General features: G+C 72.2%; 17 protein-coding genes. 8 read left to right on the top strand and 9 right to left on the bottom strand.

The window, feature by feature from the left end; all coding sequences use genetic code 11:
• The first annotated feature begins 3 nt into the window (after positions 1 to 3).
• Entirely contained in the window at positions 4 to 942 is a 939-nt protein-coding gene (gene panE, locus ACA089_RS12210) for a 2-dehydropantoate 2-reductase (RefSeq protein ID WP_372017143.1), read from the top strand.
• Between the two features lie 10 nt (positions 943 to 952).
• On the opposite strand, the gene ACA089_RS12205 is transcribed toward panE, so the two are convergent.
• Positions 953 to 1,744 (bottom strand): TatD family hydrolase, encoded by a 792-nt coding sequence (locus ACA089_RS12205; protein WP_372017141.1) that lies wholly within the window; start codon positions 1,742 to 1,744, stop codon positions 953 to 955.
• A 91-nt stretch (positions 1,745 to 1,835) separates the two neighbouring features.
• Here ACA089_RS12205 and ACA089_RS12200 point away from each other — a divergent pair, with 91 nt between their 5' ends.
• The 3 genes from ACA089_RS12200 (at position 1,836) to ACA089_RS12190 (ending at position 5,997) form a co-directional block, all read left to right on the top strand.
• The gene (locus ACA089_RS12200; RefSeq protein ID WP_372017769.1) at positions 1,836 to 2,831 is read left to right on the top strand and encodes an alpha/beta fold hydrolase; all 996 of its coding nucleotides are present in this window, start codon (positions 1,836 to 1,838) and stop codon (positions 2,829 to 2,831) included.
• Between the two features lie 55 nt (positions 2,832 to 2,886).
• On the top strand, positions 2,887 to 5,397 hold the full coding sequence (gene hrpB / locus ACA089_RS12195) for an ATP-dependent helicase HrpB (protein WP_372017767.1): 2,511 nt from the start codon (positions 2,887 to 2,889) through the stop codon (positions 5,395 to 5,397).
• 219 nt (positions 5,398 to 5,616) lie between these two features.
• Complete coding sequence (locus tag ACA089_RS12190; protein ID WP_372017139.1) at positions 5,617 to 5,997, top strand: hypothetical protein; 381 nt, start codon at positions 5,617 to 5,619, stop codon at positions 5,995 to 5,997.
• A 42-nt stretch (positions 5,998 to 6,039) separates the two neighbouring features.
• Here the strand turns inward: ACA089_RS12190 and ACA089_RS12185 are convergent, their stop codons facing one another.
• From ACA089_RS12185 to ACA089_RS12165, 5 genes are all read right to left on the bottom strand, one after another.
• Positions 6,040 to 6,633, bottom strand: a complete 594-nt coding sequence (locus ACA089_RS12185; protein WP_372017137.1) for a pseudouridine synthase — start codon at positions 6,631 to 6,633, stop codon at positions 6,040 to 6,042.
• Between the two features lie 15 nt (positions 6,634 to 6,648).
• Positions 6,649 to 6,942: a putative quinol monooxygenase gene (locus ACA089_RS12180; RefSeq protein ID WP_372017135.1), complete on the bottom strand. Its 294-nt coding sequence runs from the start codon at positions 6,940 to 6,942 to the stop codon at positions 6,649 to 6,651.
• 168 nt (positions 6,943 to 7,110) lie between these two features.
• Positions 7,111 to 7,989, bottom strand: a complete 879-nt coding sequence (locus ACA089_RS12175) for a class I SAM-dependent methyltransferase (RefSeq protein ID WP_372017133.1) — start codon at positions 7,987 to 7,989, stop codon at positions 7,111 to 7,113.
• A 91-nt stretch (positions 7,990 to 8,080) separates the two neighbouring features.
• Complete coding sequence (aceK, locus tag ACA089_RS12170; protein WP_372017131.1) at positions 8,081 to 9,799, bottom strand: bifunctional isocitrate dehydrogenase kinase/phosphatase; 1,719 nt, start codon at positions 9,797 to 9,799, stop codon at positions 8,081 to 8,083.
• Between the two features lie 44 nt (positions 9,800 to 9,843).
• The gene (locus ACA089_RS12165) at positions 9,844 to 10,734 is read right to left on the bottom strand and encodes a LysR substrate-binding domain-containing protein (RefSeq protein WP_372017129.1); all 891 of its coding nucleotides are present in this window, start codon (positions 10,732 to 10,734) and stop codon (positions 9,844 to 9,846) included.
• Between the two features lie 110 nt (positions 10,735 to 10,844).
• On the opposite strand from ACA089_RS12165, the gene ACA089_RS12160 reads away from it, so the two are divergent.
• Positions 10,845 to 11,069, top strand: a complete 225-nt coding sequence (locus ACA089_RS12160; RefSeq protein WP_372017127.1) for a hypothetical protein — start codon at positions 10,845 to 10,847, stop codon at positions 11,067 to 11,069.
• An 88-nt stretch (positions 11,070 to 11,157) separates the two neighbouring features.
• Here the strand turns inward: ACA089_RS12160 and ACA089_RS12155 are convergent, their stop codons facing one another.
• Positions 11,158 to 13,386, bottom strand: coding sequence for an NADP-dependent isocitrate dehydrogenase (locus ACA089_RS12155; RefSeq protein WP_372017126.1), 2,229 nt, complete (start codon positions 13,384 to 13,386; stop codon positions 11,158 to 11,160).
• A 269-nt stretch (positions 13,387 to 13,655) separates the two neighbouring features.
• On the opposite strand from ACA089_RS12155, the gene ACA089_RS12150 reads away from it, so the two are divergent.
• A complete protein-coding gene (locus ACA089_RS12150) occupies positions 13,656 to 14,837 on the top strand; it encodes a class I SAM-dependent rRNA methyltransferase (protein ID WP_372017124.1) in 1,182 nt (393 codons plus the stop codon).
• Positions 14,838 to 14,943: 106 nt separating this feature from the next.
• On the opposite strand, the gene ACA089_RS12145 is transcribed toward ACA089_RS12150, so the two are convergent.
• Both ACA089_RS12145 and ACA089_RS12140 read right to left on the bottom strand, forming a co-directional pair.
• The gene (locus ACA089_RS12145; protein WP_372017122.1) at positions 14,944 to 16,353 is read right to left on the bottom strand and encodes an amino acid permease; all 1,410 of its coding nucleotides are present in this window, start codon (positions 16,351 to 16,353) and stop codon (positions 14,944 to 14,946) included.
• 104 nt (positions 16,354 to 16,457) lie between these two features.
• Positions 16,458 to 16,841 carry a DUF488 domain-containing protein gene (locus ACA089_RS12140; protein WP_372017120.1) on the bottom strand — a complete coding sequence of 128 codons (384 nt, stop codon included), beginning with the start codon at positions 16,839 to 16,841 and terminating at the stop codon, positions 16,458 to 16,460.
• 109 nt (positions 16,842 to 16,950) lie between these two features.
• Here ACA089_RS12140 and ACA089_RS12135 point away from each other — a divergent pair, with 109 nt between their 5' ends.
• Together ACA089_RS12135 and ACA089_RS12130 are read left to right on the top strand one after the other, a co-directional pair.
• On the top strand, positions 16,951 to 18,345 hold the full coding sequence (locus ACA089_RS12135) for a DNA recombination protein RmuC (protein WP_372017118.1): 1,395 nt from the start codon (positions 16,951 to 16,953) through the stop codon (positions 18,343 to 18,345).
• Between the two features lie 49 nt (positions 18,346 to 18,394).
• Entirely contained in the window at positions 18,395 to 18,940 is a 546-nt protein-coding gene (locus ACA089_RS12130) for a glutathione peroxidase (RefSeq protein WP_372017116.1), read from the top strand.
• Positions 18,941 to 18,970 lie beyond the last annotated feature (30 nt).

Raw genomic sequence — 18,970 nt, 5'->3', positions numbered from 1 at the left:
GCCATGCGCGTGCTCGTGCTCGGCGCCGGCGGCACCGGCGGCTACTTCGGCGGGCGCCTGGCGCAGGCCGGCGCGGACGCGACCTTCCTGGTGCGGCCCGCACGCGCGGCGCTGCTGCGCGAACGCGGCCTGCGCATCCGCAGCCCGCTGGGCGACGCGGACCTGGCGGTGGCCGCGGTCACGAGCGACGAGCTCGGCACGCTGCCGCCGTTCGACCTCGTGGTGCTCAGCTGCAAGGCCTACGACCTGGACAGCGCGATGGACGCGATCGCCCCGGCGGTCGGCCCCGGTACCGCGGTGCTGCCGATCCTCAACGGCCTGTTGCACTACGACGCGCTCGATGCGCGCTTCGGCCGGGCGCGCGTACTCGGCGGCCTGTGCTTCATCAGCGCCACGCTCGGCGCCGATGGCGAAGTCCTGCACATGGCTCGCCCGGCGTCGATCACCTTCGGCCTGCGCGCCGGCAATGCCGACACCGGCGTGCTGGCACGGCTGGCCACGGCCTGCGCGGCGGCGGGCGTGGACCACCTGTTCGCGCCGGACATCGCGCGCGCGCAGTGGATCAAGTTCAGCTTCCTCGCCGCGCTGGCGGCCGGCACCTGCCTGATGCGCGGCAGCGTCGGGGCCATTGTCGCCACCGAGCACGGCGAAGGGTTCATGGCGGCGCTGCACGACGAATGCCTGGCCGTCGCGGCCGCCGAGGGACAGCCGGTGCCGGACGATGAAAGGGCGACCGCACGCGCCCACCTGACCCGCGCCGGCTCCACCGTCACCGCCTCGATGCTGCGCGACCTGCAGGCCGGGGCGCGGGTCGAGGCGCTGCAGATCGTCGGCGACATGGTCCACCGCGCGCACCGTGCCGGCCTGGCCGTGCCCCGGCTGGAAGCGGCATGGAGCCACCTGCAGGCCTACGAGGCCGCACGCGCGGCGCTCGCCGCCTGAACCGCCGGCGTCAGCCCGGCAGGCGGAAGAACGTGCGCGCGTTCGCGGTCGTGCGCGCGGCGACCGCCGCCGCCGCCTCGCCCCGGTCGCGGGCCAGTTCCTCGACGATGTGCGGCAGGAAGGCCGGTTCGTTGCGCCGGTCCTTCGGCATCGGCTTGAGCGTGCGCGGCAGCAGGTAGGGCGCATCGGTTTCCACCAGCAGGCGGTCGGCCGGCATGTGCCGCACCAGTTCGCGCAGGTGCTGGCCGCGGCGTTCGTCGCACAGCCAGCCGGTGACGCCGATGTACCAGTCGTTGTCCAGGTAATCGAACATCTCTTCGCGGGTGCCGGTGAAGCAGTGCACCACCGCCGGGCCGATGCGCCCGTCGAAGTCCTTCATCACCGCCATGAAGTCGGCATGCGCATCGCGCTGGTGCAGGAACAGCGGCTTGGCGGTGTCCACGCCGATCTGCAGCTGGCGCTCGAACGCCCTGCGCTGCGCCGGCCGCGGCGAGAAGTCGCGGAAGTAGTCCAGCCCGCACTCGCCCACCGCCACCACCTCGGGATGCGCATGCAGCGCGCGCATCTCCGCGTCGCACTCGTCGGTGTACTCGGTGGCGTGGTGCGGATGCACGCCGGCGGTGGCGAACAGCACGCCCGGGTGCGCCTGCGCCAGCTGCAGGGCCAGCGGCGAGTGCTCGCGGCTGGCGCCGGTGACCACCATCTGCACCACCCCGGCCTCGCGGGCGCGGGCCAGCACCGCGTCGCGGTCGCGGTCGAAGCTGTCGTGGGTGAGGTTGGCGCCGATGTCGACCAGGTGCATGCGGGACGGTGGGGAAGCGTTGAGGGCGTGGATTGTAGAGTGTCGGCTCCCCCACGGCAGCGACGGAGCGATGATGAGGAAGGCCAGGCACATGATCGGGATGCTGTGCGCGCTCGCGGCGGCCCAGGCCGCGGCGGCCGACGCGCCGGCCTATGGCGCGCGCCTGGAGGGCTTCGAATATCCGCATCCGGTGCGCGAGTACGCCTTCACCTCGCAGCGCACGCCGGTGCGGATGGCCTACATGGACGTCGCGCCCACGGGCACCGCCAACGGCCGCACCGTCGTGCTGCTGCACGGCAAGAACTTCTGCGCGGCCACCTGGGATCGGTCCATCGGCGCGCTGGCGGACGCGGGCTACCGGGTGATCGCCCCCGATCAGGTCGGTTTCTGCAAGTCGACCAAGCCGGACGGCTACCAGTATTCGCTGGCCCAGCTGGCGGCCAACACCCGCGCCCTGCTCGACTCGCTCGGCATCGCGCGCAGCATCGTGGTCGGCCACTCGATGGGCGGCATGCTGGCCACGCGCTATGCGCTGATGTATCCCGGCGCGGTCGAGCACCTGGCCCTGGTCGCGCCGATCGGGCTGGAGGACTGGAAGGCGGTCGGCGTGCCGTACCAGAGCATCGACCAGTGGTACGCCGGCGAACTGAAGACGACCTTCGACAGCATCCGCCGCTACCAGATGGACGTGTACTACGCCGGCCAGTGGACGCCGGAGTTCGAGCGCTGGGCGCGGATGCAGGCGGGCATGTACCTGGGCGACGGCCGACAGACCGTGGCCTGGCACCAGGCGCTGGCCTCGGACATGGTCTACAGCCAGCCGGTGGTGTACGAACTGCCGGAACTGGCGGTGCCGACCACGCTGTTCATCGGCCTCCACGACCGCACCGCGATCGGCAAGGCGGCCGCCCCGGAGGCGATCCGCCCGACCCTCGGCGACTACACGCAGCTGGGCAAGCGCGCGGCGCGGGCGATCCCGGGCGCGACCCTGGTCGAGTACGCGGACCTGGGCCATTCGCCGCAGGTGCAGGATCCGGCGCGCTTCAACGCCGACCTGCTGCGCGCGATCGGCGCGCCGGCGCGCTGACGCGCGGCCTTCTGGCGGCGGGATCGGCGATCGCCGATCCTTGCCGGGCATGAGCATGCCCCCCGCCCCTTCGTTTCCGGTCTCGCCGTTGCTGCCGGCGATTGCCGACAGCCTGGCCGCGCATCCGCGACTGGTGCTGGAAGCGCCGCCCGGCGCCGGCAAGACCACCCAGGTGCCGCTGTCGCTGCTGGACGCGCCGTGGCTCCAGGGCCGCCGCCTCGTCATGCTCGAGCCACGCCGTGTCGCCGCCCGCAGCGCGGCCGGCTTCATGGCCCGCCAGCTCGGGGAGGAGGTCGGCGGCACCGTCGGCTACCGCATCCGCTTCGAGAACAAGGTCTCCGCCAGGACCCGGATCGAAGTGGTCACCGAAGGCATCCTGACCCGGATGATCCAGGACGACCCGCTGCTCGAAGGCATCGGCGCATTGCTGTTCGACGAGTTCCACGAGCGCCACCTGTCGGCCGACCTCGGCCTGGCCATGGCGCTGGACGTGCAGGCGCAGCTGCGCGACGACCTGCGCATCGTGGTGATGTCGGCCACCCTGGACGGTGAACGGCTGGCGCGCTTCCTCGACGCGCCGCGGCTGTCCAGCGAGGGCCGGAGCTTTCCGGTGCAGGTCGGGCATTTCCCGGCGCGGCGCGAGGAATCGACGGAAGCGCAGGCACGGCGGGCCACGGAAGACGCGCTGGCGCGCCATCCGGGCGACGTGCTGGTGTTCCTGCCCGGCCAGCGCGAGATCGCGCGCGTGCAGGCCGCGCTCGAAGCGGCCGACCTGCCGGCGGGCGTGGAAATCCTGGCGCTGCACGGCGAGCTCCCGGTGGAGCAGCAGTCGCGGGTGCTGCAGCCGGCACCGGATGGGCGCCGGCGCGTGGTGCTGGCCACCAACGTCGCCGAATCCTCGGTCACCCTGCCCGGCGTGCGCGTGGTCATCGACAGCGGCCTGGCGCGCGAACCGCGCTTCGATCCCAACAGCGGCTTCTCGCGGCTGGATGCGGTCGCGATCTCGCAGGCATCGGCCGACCAGCGCGCCGGCCGCGCCGGCCGCGTCGCCGAGGGCGTGGCCTGGCGCCTGTGGCCGGAATCGCAGCGCCTGGAAGCGCAGCGCCGGCCGGAAATCGCCCAGGTCGAGCTGGCCGGGCTGGCGCTGGAGCTGGCGGCCTGGGGCAGCGATGCGCTGCGCTTCGTCGATCCGCCGCCGCCCGGCGCGCTGGCCGCCGCGCGCGAACTGCTGCAGCGGCTCGGCGCGCTGACCGACACCGGCAGTCTTGCGCCGGCCGGCCGGCGCATGCTCGCGCTGGGCACGCACCCGCGCCTGGCGGCGATGCTGCTGGCCGCACGCGATGGCCGCGGGCAGGCGCTGGCGGCCGACCTCGCCGCGTTGCTCGAGGCGCGCGACCCGCTGCGCAGCCGCAGCGATGCGCTGGCCGGGCGCTGGCGGGCGCTGGCCGCGTTCCGCGGCGGGCGGATGCCAGCGGATGCCAGCCGTTCGGCCCTGGCGGCGATCGATGCGGCGGCGAAACAGTGGCGTCGCCGGCTGCGGTGCGATGCCGCGCCACCGGCGACGATCGAGGCGCACGAACTCGGCGACCTGCTGGCGCATGCCTTCCCGGACCGGATCGCGGCGCGGCACCCGGCCGACCCGCTGCGCTACCAGCTGGCCAACGGCCGTACCGCGAAACTGTTCGACGACAGTGCGCTGCGTGGCGAGCCGTGGCTGGTGGCCAGCGAGCTGCGCTTCGAGGCCCGCGGCGACGCCTTGCTGCTGCGCGCCGCGCCGGTCGACGAGGCGCGCCTGCGCGCGGACTTTCCGGGGCGGTTCGTCGAGTGCGAAGGTGCGTTCTGGGACCCGGACAGGCGCGCGCTGGTCGCGCGGCGCGAGTCGCGCTTCGACCGCATCGTGCTCGACAGCCGGCCCGCCGGCCGCGTCGATCCGGCGCAGGCGGCGCAGGCATTGACCGACGCGGTGCGCGAACTGGGCCTGGACGCGCTGCCGTGGACCGACGGCCTGCGCCAGTGGCAGGCGCGGGTGGTGTCGCTGCGGCACTGGATGCCGGAGCTGGCGCTGGCCGACGTGGCCGACGCGGCGCTGGCCGGCGCGCTCGACGCCTGGCTGCGGCCCGCGTTCGCCGGCAAGACCCGCCTGGATGCGCTGCCGGAAGAGGAACTGGGCGAGGCGCTGAAATCCAGGCTGGACTGGAACGCGCGCCAGCAGCTGGACCGGTTCGCGCCGGTGCGCATCACCGTGCCCTCCGGCATGGAACGGCGGATCGAATACGCGCTGGACCATGACGGCCTGCCGCAGCCGCCGGTGCTGGCGGTGAAGCTGCAGGAACTGTTCGGGCTGGCCGACACGCCGCGGATCGCCGATGGCCGCGTGCCCGTGCTGCTGCACCTGCTTTCGCCCGGCGGCAAGCCGTTGCAGGTCACCCGCGACCTGAAGGGCTTCTGGGACCGCACCTATCCGGAAGTGAAGAAGGAGATGAAGGGGCGGTACCCCCGGCATCCCTGGCCGGAAGACCCGTGGAGCGCGACCGCGACCCACCGGGCGAAACCACGTGGGACCTGAGCCCGAGCGCCCGCACCGGCGGGCGGGCCGCACGGCCCTGCCTGCCCGCGGTTTGGCGGCCGCGCGAGGCGGGAGCGCTCCCCGCCAGCCCGCCGCCGCGCATGAACGCCTGCCGTGGCACGGCCGCGCACCACGGCCTGGAGGCCCCATCCCTGACGTATCGTCGACATGCCGTCATCGACACTGGCGGCGTCTCCCACCTCCCGACGGGGATCCCCCATGAGCAAGCTGACGATCATTTCCGACCGCGCGCTGGAACTGGCCGAACAGGCCGGGGCCGGCCTGCGCCATGCCGGTTCGAGCCTGCGCGACGCCGGCATCGGCGCCGAACAGTGGATCCGCACCGGCGCCGCGCTGGGCGCGGCCAAGGCCGGCTTCAACGTCGCCCGCGGCACCGTGCGCCGGCATCCGGTCGCGGTGGCCACGGCCGCCGCGGTGGTCGGCGCCGGCGTGCTGGCCTACGTGCTGTACCGCAAGCGCCGCGAGCAGGCGCAGAACGCGCCGATCGACGGCGAGGCCCGCCGCGTCGCGCGCGGCAACGGCAATGCGGCGACGCGCGCGCGCGCCACCCGCACGCGGCGCCCGTCGGCCACGGTCTGACGGCACGCCGCCCGCGCGGGCGCATGCGTCCGCGCGGGTTTCCTAGCGACGCGGGATCCGGCCATGCGGAGGGCGGCCCCCGCCGTCGACCGGCTGCCAATGGCCGGGCGCGAGCCAGGCGCCGTCCGGCGCCTGCAGGCGATACGGGCCGATCGCCACGCGCACCAGCCGCAGCGTCGGCAGGCCGACCGCCGCGGTCATGCGCCGCACCTGCCGGTTGCGGCCCTCGCCGATCACCAGTTCCAGCCACGCGTCCGGCACGGTCTTGCGGTAACGCACCGGCGGCTCGCGCGGCCACAGCGTCGGCGCCGGATCCAGGCGCCGCGCCTCGGCCGGCAGGGTCGGCCCGTCGTTGAGCACGATGCCCTCGCGTAGCGCCTGCAGCTGTTCCGGCCGGGGTTCGCCCTCGACCTGGACCCAGTAGGTCTTCGGCTGCTTGTGCCGCGGATCGGTCAGGCGGTGCGCGAGCGCGCCGTCGTCGGTGAGCAGCAGCAGGCCTTCGCTGTCATGGTCCAGGCGCCCGGCGGCGTACACGTCCGGCGGCAGGCCGAACCCGGCCAGCGTCGGACGCGGCGGCACCGAGCGGTCGGTGAACTGGCACAGCACCCCATAGGGCTTGTTGAACGCGACCAGCATCGCCCGTGGCGGACCTCAGGCGAGGCCGTGGCCGCCGAGCGGCCGGGTCTCGGTGCGCGAATCGAAGCCCGCGATCAGCGGGCGGCCGCGGGCGATCGCGTCCTGCACCGACGGCAGGGCCAGCGAGCCCTGGTGGCTGGCGGCGCTGTCCCACACCTCGGTGACCCACAGGGCGTCGTCGTCCGCCGGATCCTCGGCGATGACGTAACTCAGGCAGCCGGGCATGGCGCGCGTGCCTTCGAGCAGGATCGCGGCCAGCGCCGCGCGCTGGCCGGCGACGGCGCGAATCCTTCCGATCAGTCCGTACATGGGCGTGGTTCCGTGGGAAACGGGCAGGGCCAGGGCCGACGCGCCCGCCGCGAGCAACGACATGAATCCGCGTCGGTCCATGGGAGGGAAGAGGGCAGCGGGACGGAACGGCTGCGTCGGGCGTCGCCGCGCCGGCCCGCGGGCGCGGCACGGCGTGCCTTCACCGCACTACCTGGTTCCCGCGCCGGCGGCCTTCTTCACGAACCGCAGGGTCATGCGGTCGCTTTCGCCGATGGCCTCGTACTTGGCCCGGTCGGCCTTCGGGTGGTTGTTGGACGGCGGCAGCGTCCACACCCCGTTCGGATGGTCCCGGGTGTCGCGCGGATTGGCGTTGACCTCGCTGCTGGCGGCGAGCTCGAAGCCGGCGGCCTTCGCCAGCGCGATCACCTGGTCCTGGCCGACGTAGCCGCTCTTGTCGTCCGCCGGCACGTCGGCCCTGGCGCGGTGCTCGACCACGCCGAGCACGCCGCCCGGCTTGAGCACGTCGTAGAAGCCCTTGAACATGCCTTCGGCCTGGCCGGCGCTGCGCCAGTTGTGCACGTTGCGGAAGGTCAGGACCATGTCGGCCGAGCCGGGCGCGCCGAACGAGGGCGCCTTGGGGTCGTAGCCGACCACGGTGGCCTTGCCGAACTGCGCCGGCGCCGCGGCGAACTTCTTCGCCAGGCCGTCCTTGCCGCGCTGGTAGTAGTCGCGCTGCTTGCCGGCCTCGAATGCCGCCGGGTCGACGATCGCGGCGACGTATTCGCCCTTGCCGGCCAGGTACGGCGCGAGGATCTCCGCGTACCAGCCGCCGCCGGGAGTGATCTCGACCACGGTCATGTCCGGCTTGATGCCGAAGAACGCCAGGGTCTGGCCCGGGTGGCGAAACCTGTCGCGCGGCGTGTTGGCGGGATCGCGCCAGCTGCCGTCGATCGCCGCCTGCAGCGCGGCATCGGGCGCCGGGAGCGTGGCGCTGTCGGCGGGCTTGACCGCCTGCGCGAGCGGCGCGGCGACGGCCAGGGCCAGGCCCAGCAGGCAGGCGCGGGAGAGCGGGGTGCGGATCGACATCGCAGGGCTCCAGTCAGCGGAAAGTGGCGGCGAGCCTAGCACGCGGGCGTTCGCGTCCCGTCAGCGCCACCGCGGCCCCGGGCGCCACTGCTTACGCCAGCCTGAGCGCATCCGGATAGGGCGGCGTGTCGGGCCATTCGCCGGCGCGCAGCTGCGCCTGCAGCTGCCACCACCACTGCGGCCGGAACAGCTGTCCGTGCACCGTCTCCAGCGCCGCGGCCAGCGGCGGCGGCAGGCCCATGAACATCGCGAAGCGCTCGGGGAACACGTCCTCCGCGGCCACGTGGAACCACGGTTCGGCGGCGACCTGCTCGTCGTAGCTTTGCGCCCGCGGCCACTCGCGGAAGGTGCACTCGCCGACCGCGCGGACCTCGTCGTAGTCGTAGAAGACCACGCGCCGGTGCCGCGACACGCCGAAATTCTTCAACAGCATGTCGCCGGGGAAAATGTCGTTGCGGGCGAGGTCGACGATCGCCTGTCCGTAGTCCAGCGCCGCCTCGCGCACCGCCTCGCCGGTCTGCTCGCGCAGGTACAGGTCCAGCGGCCGCAGGCGCCGCTGCACGTAGCACAGCGACAGCACGACGTCCTCGCCGTCCTCGGTCACGCTGCCGGCGCAGCTGTCGCGCAGTTCGGCCAGCAGCGAGGCCTCGAAGCGCGCGCGCGGGAAGCGCAGGTGCCGGAACGGCTGCGCGTCGAGCAGGCGGCCCACCCGGTCCAGCCGGAAGACCCGTTCGTACTGCGCCTGCACCTGGTCGCGCGTGGTCGCCTTCGGCCAGGCGAAACGGTCGCGGATCACCTTGAACACCAGCGGGTACCCCGGCAGGGTGAACACCGCCATGACCATGCCCGGCGTGCCTTCGGCGCGGACCAGGCGCTCGCCGGGATGGCGCTGGAAATAGCGGAAGAAGCTGCGGTAGCGCTCGGTCTTGCCCTGCTTGGCGCGGCCCAGCACGGTGTACAGCTCGTCCACCGGCTTGTTCGGCAGCAGCGTGCGCAGGAACACCACCGCATCGCCCACCGTCGGCAGGTCGGCCTGGAAGTAGCTGCGCGACACGCCGAACAGCTGGGCCACGTCGGCGCGGCGGGTCAGCACGGCCTCGGCGCGGATGCCGTCGTCGCCATGCACCAGCGCGATCACGCACGGCGAGAAGCGGTGCTCGCCGAACACCCGGCCGACCAGGTAGGCGCGCCGTTCGCGGTAGAACACCGTGTCGAGCAGTTCGATGCCGCGCACCGGGTGCGCGCCCCAGTGGGCCAGGTCGTCCTGCAGGCGCACCGCGATCGCCGCGGCGCAGCGGGTGCGGTGCGCGTAGGGGACGGCGAAGCGGTAGTCCGCCAGCACGCGCATGAAGGTATCGGTCGGCCGGTGCTCGGACACCGCGTAGCTGTGGCGCGCGACCGGCCGGGTGATCGCGTCGGTCGGCTCGATGTCCAGCGCGACGAATTCGATCGCCGGGTCGACGCCGCGGGTGCGGAAGAAGCGCCGGGTCAGCGTGTTGTAGAAGGTCTTGTACAGCTCGAGGTCGATCAGCCCGTCGATCCGGGCCTCGAACGCGCTTCGCGCCGCGCCCCACAGCGCGCGGTCATGGGCGTGGGTGCCCAGCAGCGCCGCCAGCCGGCGCCCGCACTCGTCGATGCAGGCGTCGTAAAGGTCCAGGCGCTCGGCGGCGTCGGCGCGCGCGCCGGCCCAGTCGCGGCGTTCGAAGCGCTGCTGCGCGCGCCGGCTGATCGCGGCGAAGCGCGCGTGGTAGTCGTCGAAGGCGTCACCCACCCCGGTGGCCACGGCATGCGCGAGCGTCTGTCCGTCCATGCCGGGATGATAGGCGGGGCGGCGGACCGGCCGGGCGCCGCCGCCTATGGCGTCGCTGCCGGGCGCGGCGCGTGCCCGGCCTGTTCGAGCAGCCACGCGCGCACGGTGGCGAAGCCGGGATGGGCGAGGCTGCGCGCGGGGTAGACCAGGTAATGGCCGAAGCCCGCCGGCATCCGTTCGCCGGTCAGCGGCACCAGCCGGCCGGCGCGGACCAGCGGTTCGGCCAGCGTCCACCGTGCCAATGCGACGCCCATGCCCTGCACGGCGGCCTGGTGCAGCGTTTCGGTGTCGTCGAACTGGGCGACGTAGCGCGCCGGCGGCTGGCCGCCGAAACGGGTGAACCAGTCCTTCCAGCGGTCGGCCGGGTCGCCCAGCAGCGGCCACTCGCCCAGCCGGTCCGGCGCCGGCGTCCCGAGACGCTCGACCAGCGCAGGACTGGCCATCGGCGCGATGGACTCGTCGAACAGGCGCTCGGCCTGCACCCCGGCCCAGCGGCCGCCGCCCAGCCGCAACGCCAGGTCGACCGGCTCGCGCTCGAAATCCACCACGTGGATGGAGGACTGCAGGTTCAGCGCGAGCTCCGGGTGGCGCGCGAGGAACGCCGGGAGCCGCGGCACCAGCCAGGCGGTGGCCATCGACGGGATCAGGCTCAGCGTCACCGCGGTGTCGCTGCGCACCGTGGCCTGCTGCAGCGCCTGTTCGATGGTGGCCAGCGGCGAGGCGATGGCGTCGAACAGGCGTTGCCCGTCGGGCGTCAGGTCCACCCCGCGCGGCCCGCGGGCGAGCAGCTTGCGCCCCAGCCGTTGCTCGAGCAGGCGCATGCGGTGGCTCAGCGCGCTGACGGTGAGGTTCATGCGCTCGGCCGCGCGGGTGAGGTTGCCCAGCCGCGCGGCGGTGACGAAGGCATCGACCTGGTCCAGCGGAAGCCGACTCATCTTGAGAATCCCTCAATGCTGGCTGGCGGAACTTTCGCTTTTTCGGCTTGGATCGTGAGCCTATCTTGGATCGCGTTCAAGCCGGATGCGCCGGCGGAAGGAGCGGCAGGATGCACCGCACACCGTGGAGGCCGTGGCTGCGCCAGCTGGCGCAGATGTACCAGGGACTGCTGTTTCTGGACGGGCACTTCAGCCGGCCCGAGGCGCCCGCGGACCCCGGCGGCCGGCCGGTCCCGGCCGCCGGGGCGCATGGGCATGGCCGGCCCCCCGGTGCGACCACGCGCCCGGCGGGGCCCCGTGGCCGGGCCGCCACGGTGCTCTCGCTGTTCCGCTGACGCCGGAACGACGACGCCCGGCAGGATCGCTGCCGGGCGTCGGGGGTGGCTTCCGTGCGGGACTGCGGGCGCCGTCCGCCCGCGCAGGTCAGCCGAGCGCGGCCAGCGCCGCGTTGAAGGTCGCCGACGGACGCATCGCCGGGCCGGCCTTGGCCAGGTCCGGGTGGTAGTAGCCGCCGATGTCGACCGGCTTGCCCTGCGCACTATTGAGCTCGCCGATGATGGTCGCTTCGCCTTCGGACAGCGCCTTGGCCAGCGGCGCGAACCTGGCCTTCAGGCCCGCGTCCTGGTCCTGCGCGGCCAGCGCCTGCGCCCAGTACAGCGCCAGGTAGTAGTGGCTGCCGCGGTTGTCCAGCTCGCCGACCTTGCGCGCCGGCGAGCGGTTGTTGTCCAGGATCAGGCCGTTGGCCTGGTCGAGCGCGGCGGCCAGCACGCCGGCCGGGGCATTGCCGGTCTGCTCGGACAGGTGCTCCAGCGAGGCCGCCAGGGCCAGGAACTCGCCCAGCGAATCCCAGCGCAGGTAGTTTTCCTCGACGAACTGCTGCACGTGCTTGGGCGCCGAGCCGCCGGCGCCGGTCTCGAACAGGCCGCCGCCGGCCATCAGCGGCACGATCGACAGCATCTTGGCGCTGGTGCCCAGCTCCAGGATCGGGAACAGGTCGGTCAGGTAGTCGCGAAGGACATTACCGGTCACCGAGATGGTGTCCTTGCCCTGGCGGATGCGCTCGAGCGAGAACTTCGTCGCCTCCACCGGCGACAGCACGCGGATGTCCAGGCCGGTGGTGTCGTGGTCCTTGAGGTACGTCTCGACCTTGGCGATCACCTGGCGGTCGTGCGCGCGCGCGCTGTCCAGCCAGAACACGGCCGGGGTACCGCTCAGGCGGGCGCGGTTGACGGCGAGCTTGACCCAGTCCTGGATCGGCGCGTCCTTGGTCTGGCACATGCGCCAGATGTCGCCGGCTTCGACCTTGTGCTCGAACACGACCTGGCCGGCGTCGTCGGTGACGCGCACGCTGCCGTCGGCGGGGATGCGGAAGGTCTTGTCGTGGCTGCCGTACTCCTCGGCCTTCTGCGCCATCAGGCCCACGTTCGGCACGCTGCCCATGGTGGTCGGGTCGAACGCGCCATGCGCCTTGCAGTCGTCGATCACCGCCTGGTACACGCCGGCGTAGCAGCGGTCCGGGATCACCGCCTTGGTGTCCTGCAGCTTGCCTTCGGCATTCCACATCTTTCCGGAGTCGCGGATCATCGCCGGCATCGAGGCGTCGACGATCACGTCGCTGGGCACGTGCAGGTTGGTGATGCCCTTGTCGGAGTTGACCATCGCCACCGCCTGGCCGGCGGCGTACGCGGCCTCGACGTCGGCCTTGATCGCCGCCTGCTGCGCTTCCGGCAGCGAGGTGATCCGTGCGTACAGGTCGCCGATGCCGTTGTCCGGCGAGAAGCCGACCGACTTCAGCGCCTCGGCATGCTTGCCCAGCGCGTCCCTGTAGAACTCCGAGACCACCACGCCGAACATGATCGGATCGGAGACCTTCATCATGGTCGCCTTCAGGTGCAGCGAGAACAGCACGCCCTGCGCCTTCGCGTCGGCGACCTGTGCGGCCACGAAGGCGGCCAGCGCCTTGCGGCTCATGGTCGAGGCATCGACGATCTCGCCGGCCTTGACCGCGACCTTCTCCTTGAGCACCACGGTCCTGCCGTCGGCCTGGACCAGCTCGATCTTCAGGCCGCCGGCCTGGTCGACGGTGGCCGACTGCTCGCTGCCGTAGAAGTCGCCGCCGTCCATGTGCGCCACGTGGGTCTTCGAATCCCGGCTCCACGGGCCCATGCGGTGCGGGTGCTTGCGCGCGTAGCTCTTCACCGAGGCCGGCGCGCGGCGGTCGGAGTTGCCCTCGCGCAGCACCGGGTTCACCGCGCTGCCCTTGGTCCGGTCGTAGCGGGCCTGGATGTCCTTTTCCTTCTCGTCCTTCGGCGCGTCCGGGTAGTCCGGCAGCGGGTAGCCCTGCGCCTGCAGCTCCTTGATCGCCGCCTTCAGCTGCGGCACCGAGGCGGAGATGTTCGGCAGCTTGATGATGTTGGCTTCGGGCTTCGTCGCCAGTTCGCCCAGCTCGGCCAGGTGGTCGCCGATCTTCTGCGCATCGCCCAGGTAGTCCGGGAACTGGGACAGGATGCGGCCGGCCAGCGAGATGTCGCGGGTCTCGACCTGGATCCCGGCGGTGCCGGCGAACGCCTGGACGATCGGCAGCAGCGACTGGGTCGCCAGGAACGGGGCTTCATCGGTGAGCGTGTAGATGATCTTCGGCGTGTTCGACATGGTCTGCGGGGGCTCTCTACGGATCGACTGACAGCACGGGGACGGCCGGGGCGGTGCGCGGGCGCGACGGCGGCCGGCGGCGGCGAAACCCCCGCATTGTCGCGTGTTTTGCCCGGCGGCGCGCGTGTTCCGCCGTGCCCCCGGGTATGGCGCAGGACTGTCCGCGGACACGCCGGCGCGGTTTCCGCTGCAAGCGTGCCGGATCCCGAGGCACGCGAACCGCCGGGCGCGACCGGCCCGGCTCAGGCACCGGCCCTTACAATGCGCACATGGATACCCACTACCCCACCGTACGGCTGAAGAACGCCTGGCGTTCCAGCCACCCCTGGATCTTCCAGAAGCTGGTCGACAAGCCGCCGCAGAAGCCCAAGCCGGGCGAGATCGTCGATGCCTTCGACGTCGACGGCCAGTTCATCGGCCGTGGCTTCTACAACGGCCACTCGCGCATCGCCTTGCGCATCCTCGAGACCGACCCGGCGGTGGCCGTCGACCAGGCCTGGTTCGAGCGCAAGATCGGCGACGCGATCGGCCTGCGCCGTGACGTGCTGAAGCTGGACGAGGTCTCCAACGCCTGGCGCGTGGTCCACGCCGAAGGCGACGGCCTGTCCGGGCTGGTGGTGGACCGCTACGACGACCTGCTGGTGGTGGAGTTCTTCAGCGCCGGCATGTACCGCCACCGCGAGTGGATCTACGCGGCGCTGCGCCGGCACTTCGATGGCGCGCGCATCTACAGCTTCGCCGACGAGCACGTGCAGAAGCAGGAGAGCTTCGACTACCGCCCGGTCTACAGCGAAGGCGGCTCGCCGGAGCCTGCGGTGATCACCGAGCACGGCATCCGCTTCCGCGCCGACCCGGCCGGCGCGCACAAGACCGGCTTCTTCGCCGACCAGCGCGAGAACCGGCAGTGGTTCTCGCAGCAGGTCGCCGGCAAGCGCGTGCTCGACCTGTGCTGCAACACCGGCGGCTTCGCCGTCTATGCGGCCGCGCGTGGCGCGTCGGAGGTCACCGGCATCGACATCGACGAGGCGGTGATCGAGATCGCCAAGGGCAACGCCCGGCTCAACGGGGTCAAGCCGCGCTTCGTGCAGGCCGACATCTTCCCGTGGCTGCGCGAAGCGGCCAACCGCGGCGAGCAGTACGACGCGGTGATCCTCGACCCGGCCAAGATGACCCGCGACCGCGACCAGGTCATCACCGCGCTCAAGAAGTACCTGGACATGAACAAGCTGGCGCTGGGCGTGGTCAAGCCGGGCGGGCTGTTCGCCACGTTCTCCTGCACCGGGCTGGTGTCGGAGGAGCAGTTCCTGGACATGCTGCGCCGCGCCGCGTTCTACGCCGGGCGCACGGTGCAGGTGCTGAAGGTGGCCGGCGCCGGCCCCGACCACCCGTTCCTGGCCAACGTGGCCGAGTCGCGCTACCTCAAGGCGGTGTTCTGCCGCGTGCTGGACTGAAGGTCGCGGGCGATGGCGCGCGTGCAGCCGGCCTTCTGTCGGCGGAAGAAAGAAGAAGGGCGTCGGTAACGACGCCCTTTCCCGTTCCCGGGCTGGAGTATCGACCTCAGCGGCGGGCCAGCAGGCTGTTGCGGCGCGCGTACACCAGGTACAGCACCACGCCGACGACGTTCCAGGCCAGGAAATACAGCTGGGTCCGCTGCGGCAGGCTCCAGAACAGGTAGGCGCAACCGGCAATCGCCAGCGGCGCGACCACCCAGGCCAGCGGCGTGCGGAAGCCGCGCGGCCGGTGCGGCTCGCGCTTGCGCAGCACCAGCAGGCAGACCGACACGGCGATGAAGGCCACCAGCGTGCCGGCGTTGGCCAGCGCGGCGATCTCGTCCAGGCGGGCCACGCCGGCCAGTGCGGCCACCAGCACGGCGGTGAACACGGTGATCGTCACCGGCGTGCCGGTCTTCGGATTGACCATCGACAGCGAGCGCGGCAGCAGGCCGTCGCGCGACATCACGAAGAAGATCCGGCTCTGCCCGTAGAAGAACGCCAGCAGCACCGTCGGCAGCGCGATCACCGCGGCGATGCCGATCGCGGCCGCGGCCGGGCCGTGGCCCAGCTCGCGCAGGATCAGCGCCAGCGGCTCGGCGCTCTGGCCGAACACGGTGTAGCTCATCGCCCCGACCGCGGCCAGCGCGACCAGCACGTAGATCAGGGTGCAGCCGACCATCGAGCCGATGATGCCGATCGACAGGTTGCGGCTGGGATCCCTGGTCTCCTCGGCCGCGGTGGAGATCGCGTCGAAGCCGTAGAAGGCGAAGAAGATGATCGCCGCGGCGGCCATCACCCCGCGCTCGACGCCATCGGCGCCCATCGACTTGGGGAACCCGTAGGGCATGAACGGCTGCAGGTTGCCGGCATCGAACGCCGGCAGGGCGATGGCGATGAACACCGCCAGCGCGATCAGCTTGACCACCACCAGCACCGCGTTGAGCGTGGCGCTCTCGCGGGTGCCGGCGATCAGCAGGCCGGCCACGGCGAAGGTGATGAGGATCGCCGGCAGGTTGATCACCCCGCCCGCATGCGGCCCGGCCGCCAGCGCGGGTGGAATCGTGATCCCGGCCCACTGCATGAAGCCGACGAAATAGCCCGACCAGCCCACCGCCACCGTGCTGACCACCAGCGAGTACTCCAGGATCAGGCTCCAGCCGACGATCCAGGCCAGGGTTTCGCCCAGCGCCGCGTAGCTGTAGGTGTACGCGCTGCCGGCCGCCGGCATCATCGTCGCCATCTCGGCGTAGGCCAGCGCCGCGCAGGCGCAGACCAGGCCCGCCACCACGAACGAGAGCAGCACCGCCGGGCCGGCCTTGTCCGCGCCGACCCCGATCAGGGTGTAGATCCCGGTGCCGACGATCGCGCCGATGCCCAGCGCGACCAGGTGCGGCCAGGTCAGGGTCGGCACCAGGCGGCGGCCTTCCTCGTGCTGGGTGATGGTGTCGATCGACTTGCGGCGGAGCCAGCTCATGGACGTCCCGGGCGGAATGCGAAGCGCGGAGTGTGGCGCAACGCAATGCAGCAAAACCATGGGAAGCGTGCTGGCGGGGCCGACGGGACTGCCCCCCTGGGGCGTCAGCCGCGGGCGAAGCCGCGCCCGTGCAGGACGAAGTCGCGCAGCGCCACGGCGTTGTTGTGCTCCTCGTCGCGGGCCGCATAGAGCAGGGTCACCGGGCCCCGGGTCAGGTAGCCCCGCAGCTGGGCGAGTGCCTCGGGCCGGGCTTCCAGCTCGTCGTAGTAGCGTTCGCGGAAGTCGTCCCAGCGCGCCGGATCGTGGCCGAACCAGCGCCGCAGGTCGGTGCTGGGCGCCACCGCCTTGAGCCAGGCCTCGGCCTGCAGGTCCTCCTTGCGCAAGCCCCGCGGCCAGATCCCGTCCACCAGCAGGCGCTGCCCGTCGACCGCCTCGATCTCCTCGTAGGCGCGCTTGAGATGGATCGGGTGGCGGGCGGGGCTGGCCATGGCCGGGCCAGTGTCCGCGGCGCCCCCATTGCGCCCGTGTGAAGCCACGCAACGCCGTGCACCCGGCCACGGTCGCGCCCGCTGAGACCCCGGTCGCTAGACTGTCGGGATGACCGACACCGCCCTGCTCTACCTGCTCGCCGGCCTGCTGCTGGCGGTCCTGGCCCTGTTGCTGGCCCTGCTGCTGCGGCGGCCGGAGGCCGCGCTGGACCGGCTGCGCGGCCAGCTGGAGGAGGCCCTGCGCGCCGAACAGCGCGACGGCCGGCTGGAACTGCGCCAGCAGCTGGACGGCCTGGCCGCTGGCCAGGGCCAGCGGATCGACGGCTTCGCCCGCCACCTCGCCGACCTGGGCACGCGCACCGACGCCCGCCTGGACCAGCTGCGCGACAGCCTGGCCGAGGACGCGCGCAAGGGCAGGCAGGAAGCCGGCGAATCGCAGCAGCGCTTCGTCGAGGGCGTATCGACCCAGCTGCGCGAGCTGACCCAGCGCAACGAACAGCGCATCGGCGAGATGCGCGCGACCCTGGAGCAGCAGCTGCGCGCGCTGCAGGACGACAACGCGCAGAAGCTGGAGAAGATGCGCGAGACGGTCGACGAGAAGCTGCAGACCACGCTCAACCAGCGCCTGGATTCCTCGTTCCGGCTGGTGTCCGAACGCCTGGAACAGGTCCAGCGCGGCCTGGGCGAGATGCAGCAGCTGGCCACCGGCGTGGGCGACCTCAAGCGGGTGCTGACCAACGTCAAGACGCGCGGTGGCTGGGGCGAGGTGCAGCTGGACAACATCCTCGAGCAGACCCTCACCGCCGAGCAGTACTCGCGCGGCGTGCGGGTGCGGCCGGAGGGCGGCGAGATGGTCGATTTCGCCGTGCGCCTGCCCGGCCGCGGCGCGCAGGACGTGCCGGTGTGGCTGCCGATCGACGCCAAGTTCCCGCGCGAGGACTACGAGCGGCTGCTCGACGCGCAGGAGCAGGGCGACCCGGAGCTGGTGCGCAGCAGCGGCGCCCAGCTGGAACGGGCGATCCGCGTCCAGGCCAAATCCATCTGCGAGAAATACGTCTGCCCGCCGCACACCACCGACTTCGCGGTGATGTTCCTGCCGACCGAGGGCCTGTATGCGGAGACGATCCGCCGGCCGGGCCTGACCGACGCGCTGCAGCGCGAACACCGGATCGTGGTCGCCGGCCCGACCACGATCACCGCCCTGCTCAACAGCCTGCAGATGGGCTTCCGCACGCTGGCCATCGAGCAGCGCTCCAGCGAGGTGTGGGGCCTGCTCGGCGCGGTCAAGAGCGAGTTCGGCAAGTTCGCCGGGATCCTGGAAAAGGCCGAGAAGCAGATCAACACCGTCGGCAAGAGCCTGGGCGACGCCAGCCGCAAGACGCGTACCATCGAGCGCCGCCTGCGCGGCGTGGAATCGCTGGGGCAGGAGCAGGCGCAGGCGTTGCTCGGCGACCTCGGTCCGGACGACGCGGAACCGGAAGACGAGGGCGACACGCGGGAGTGAGCGTGGCGCCGGCGCATAATCGCGGGCCCATGCCCACGGACGCGCCGCCATGACCGCCACGCTCGACACCCTCCCGCTGACCACGATCGACGGCCGCCCGGCCACCCTCGGCGACTGGGCCGGCAAGGTCCGGTTGCTGGTGAATGTCGCCTCCAAGTGCGGCCTGACCCCGCAGTACGAAGGGCTCGAGAAGCTCTACCGCGAGAAGAAGGACGCCGGCCTGGAGGTGCTCGGCTTCCCGGCCAACGACTTCATGGGCCAGGAACCCGGCAGCGAGGCGGAGATCGCCAGCTTCTGCTCGGTGAACTTCGACGTGACCTTCCCCCTGTTCGCCAAGATCGCCGTCACCGGCGAGGCCATCCACCCGCTGTACCGCGCGCTGACCTCCACCCATCCCTCGGCCACCGGCGAAGGCCCGATGCGCAAGAAGCTGGAGGGTTTCGGCATCGCCCCCAACCCCGCGCCGGGCGTGCTGTGGAACTTCGAGAAGTTCCTGCTCGGCCGCGACGGCCGGATCCTGGCCCGCTTCGCCCCGGACGTCGCCGCCGACGATCCGCGCCTGCGCGAAGCGGTGGACGCCGCGCTGGCGGCCTGATCGGCGGTGTAACGAAAAAGGCCCGGGATC

The sequence above is a fragment of the Pseudoxanthomonas fibrivorans genome (assembly GCF_041464125.1).
In the GTDB taxonomy this organism is placed as follows: Bacteria; Pseudomonadota; Gammaproteobacteria; order Xanthomonadales; family Xanthomonadaceae; genus Pseudoxanthomonas.
The sequence above is the reverse complement of the archived record's forward strand: the minus strand, read 5'-3'. Positions and strand labels throughout refer to the sequence as shown.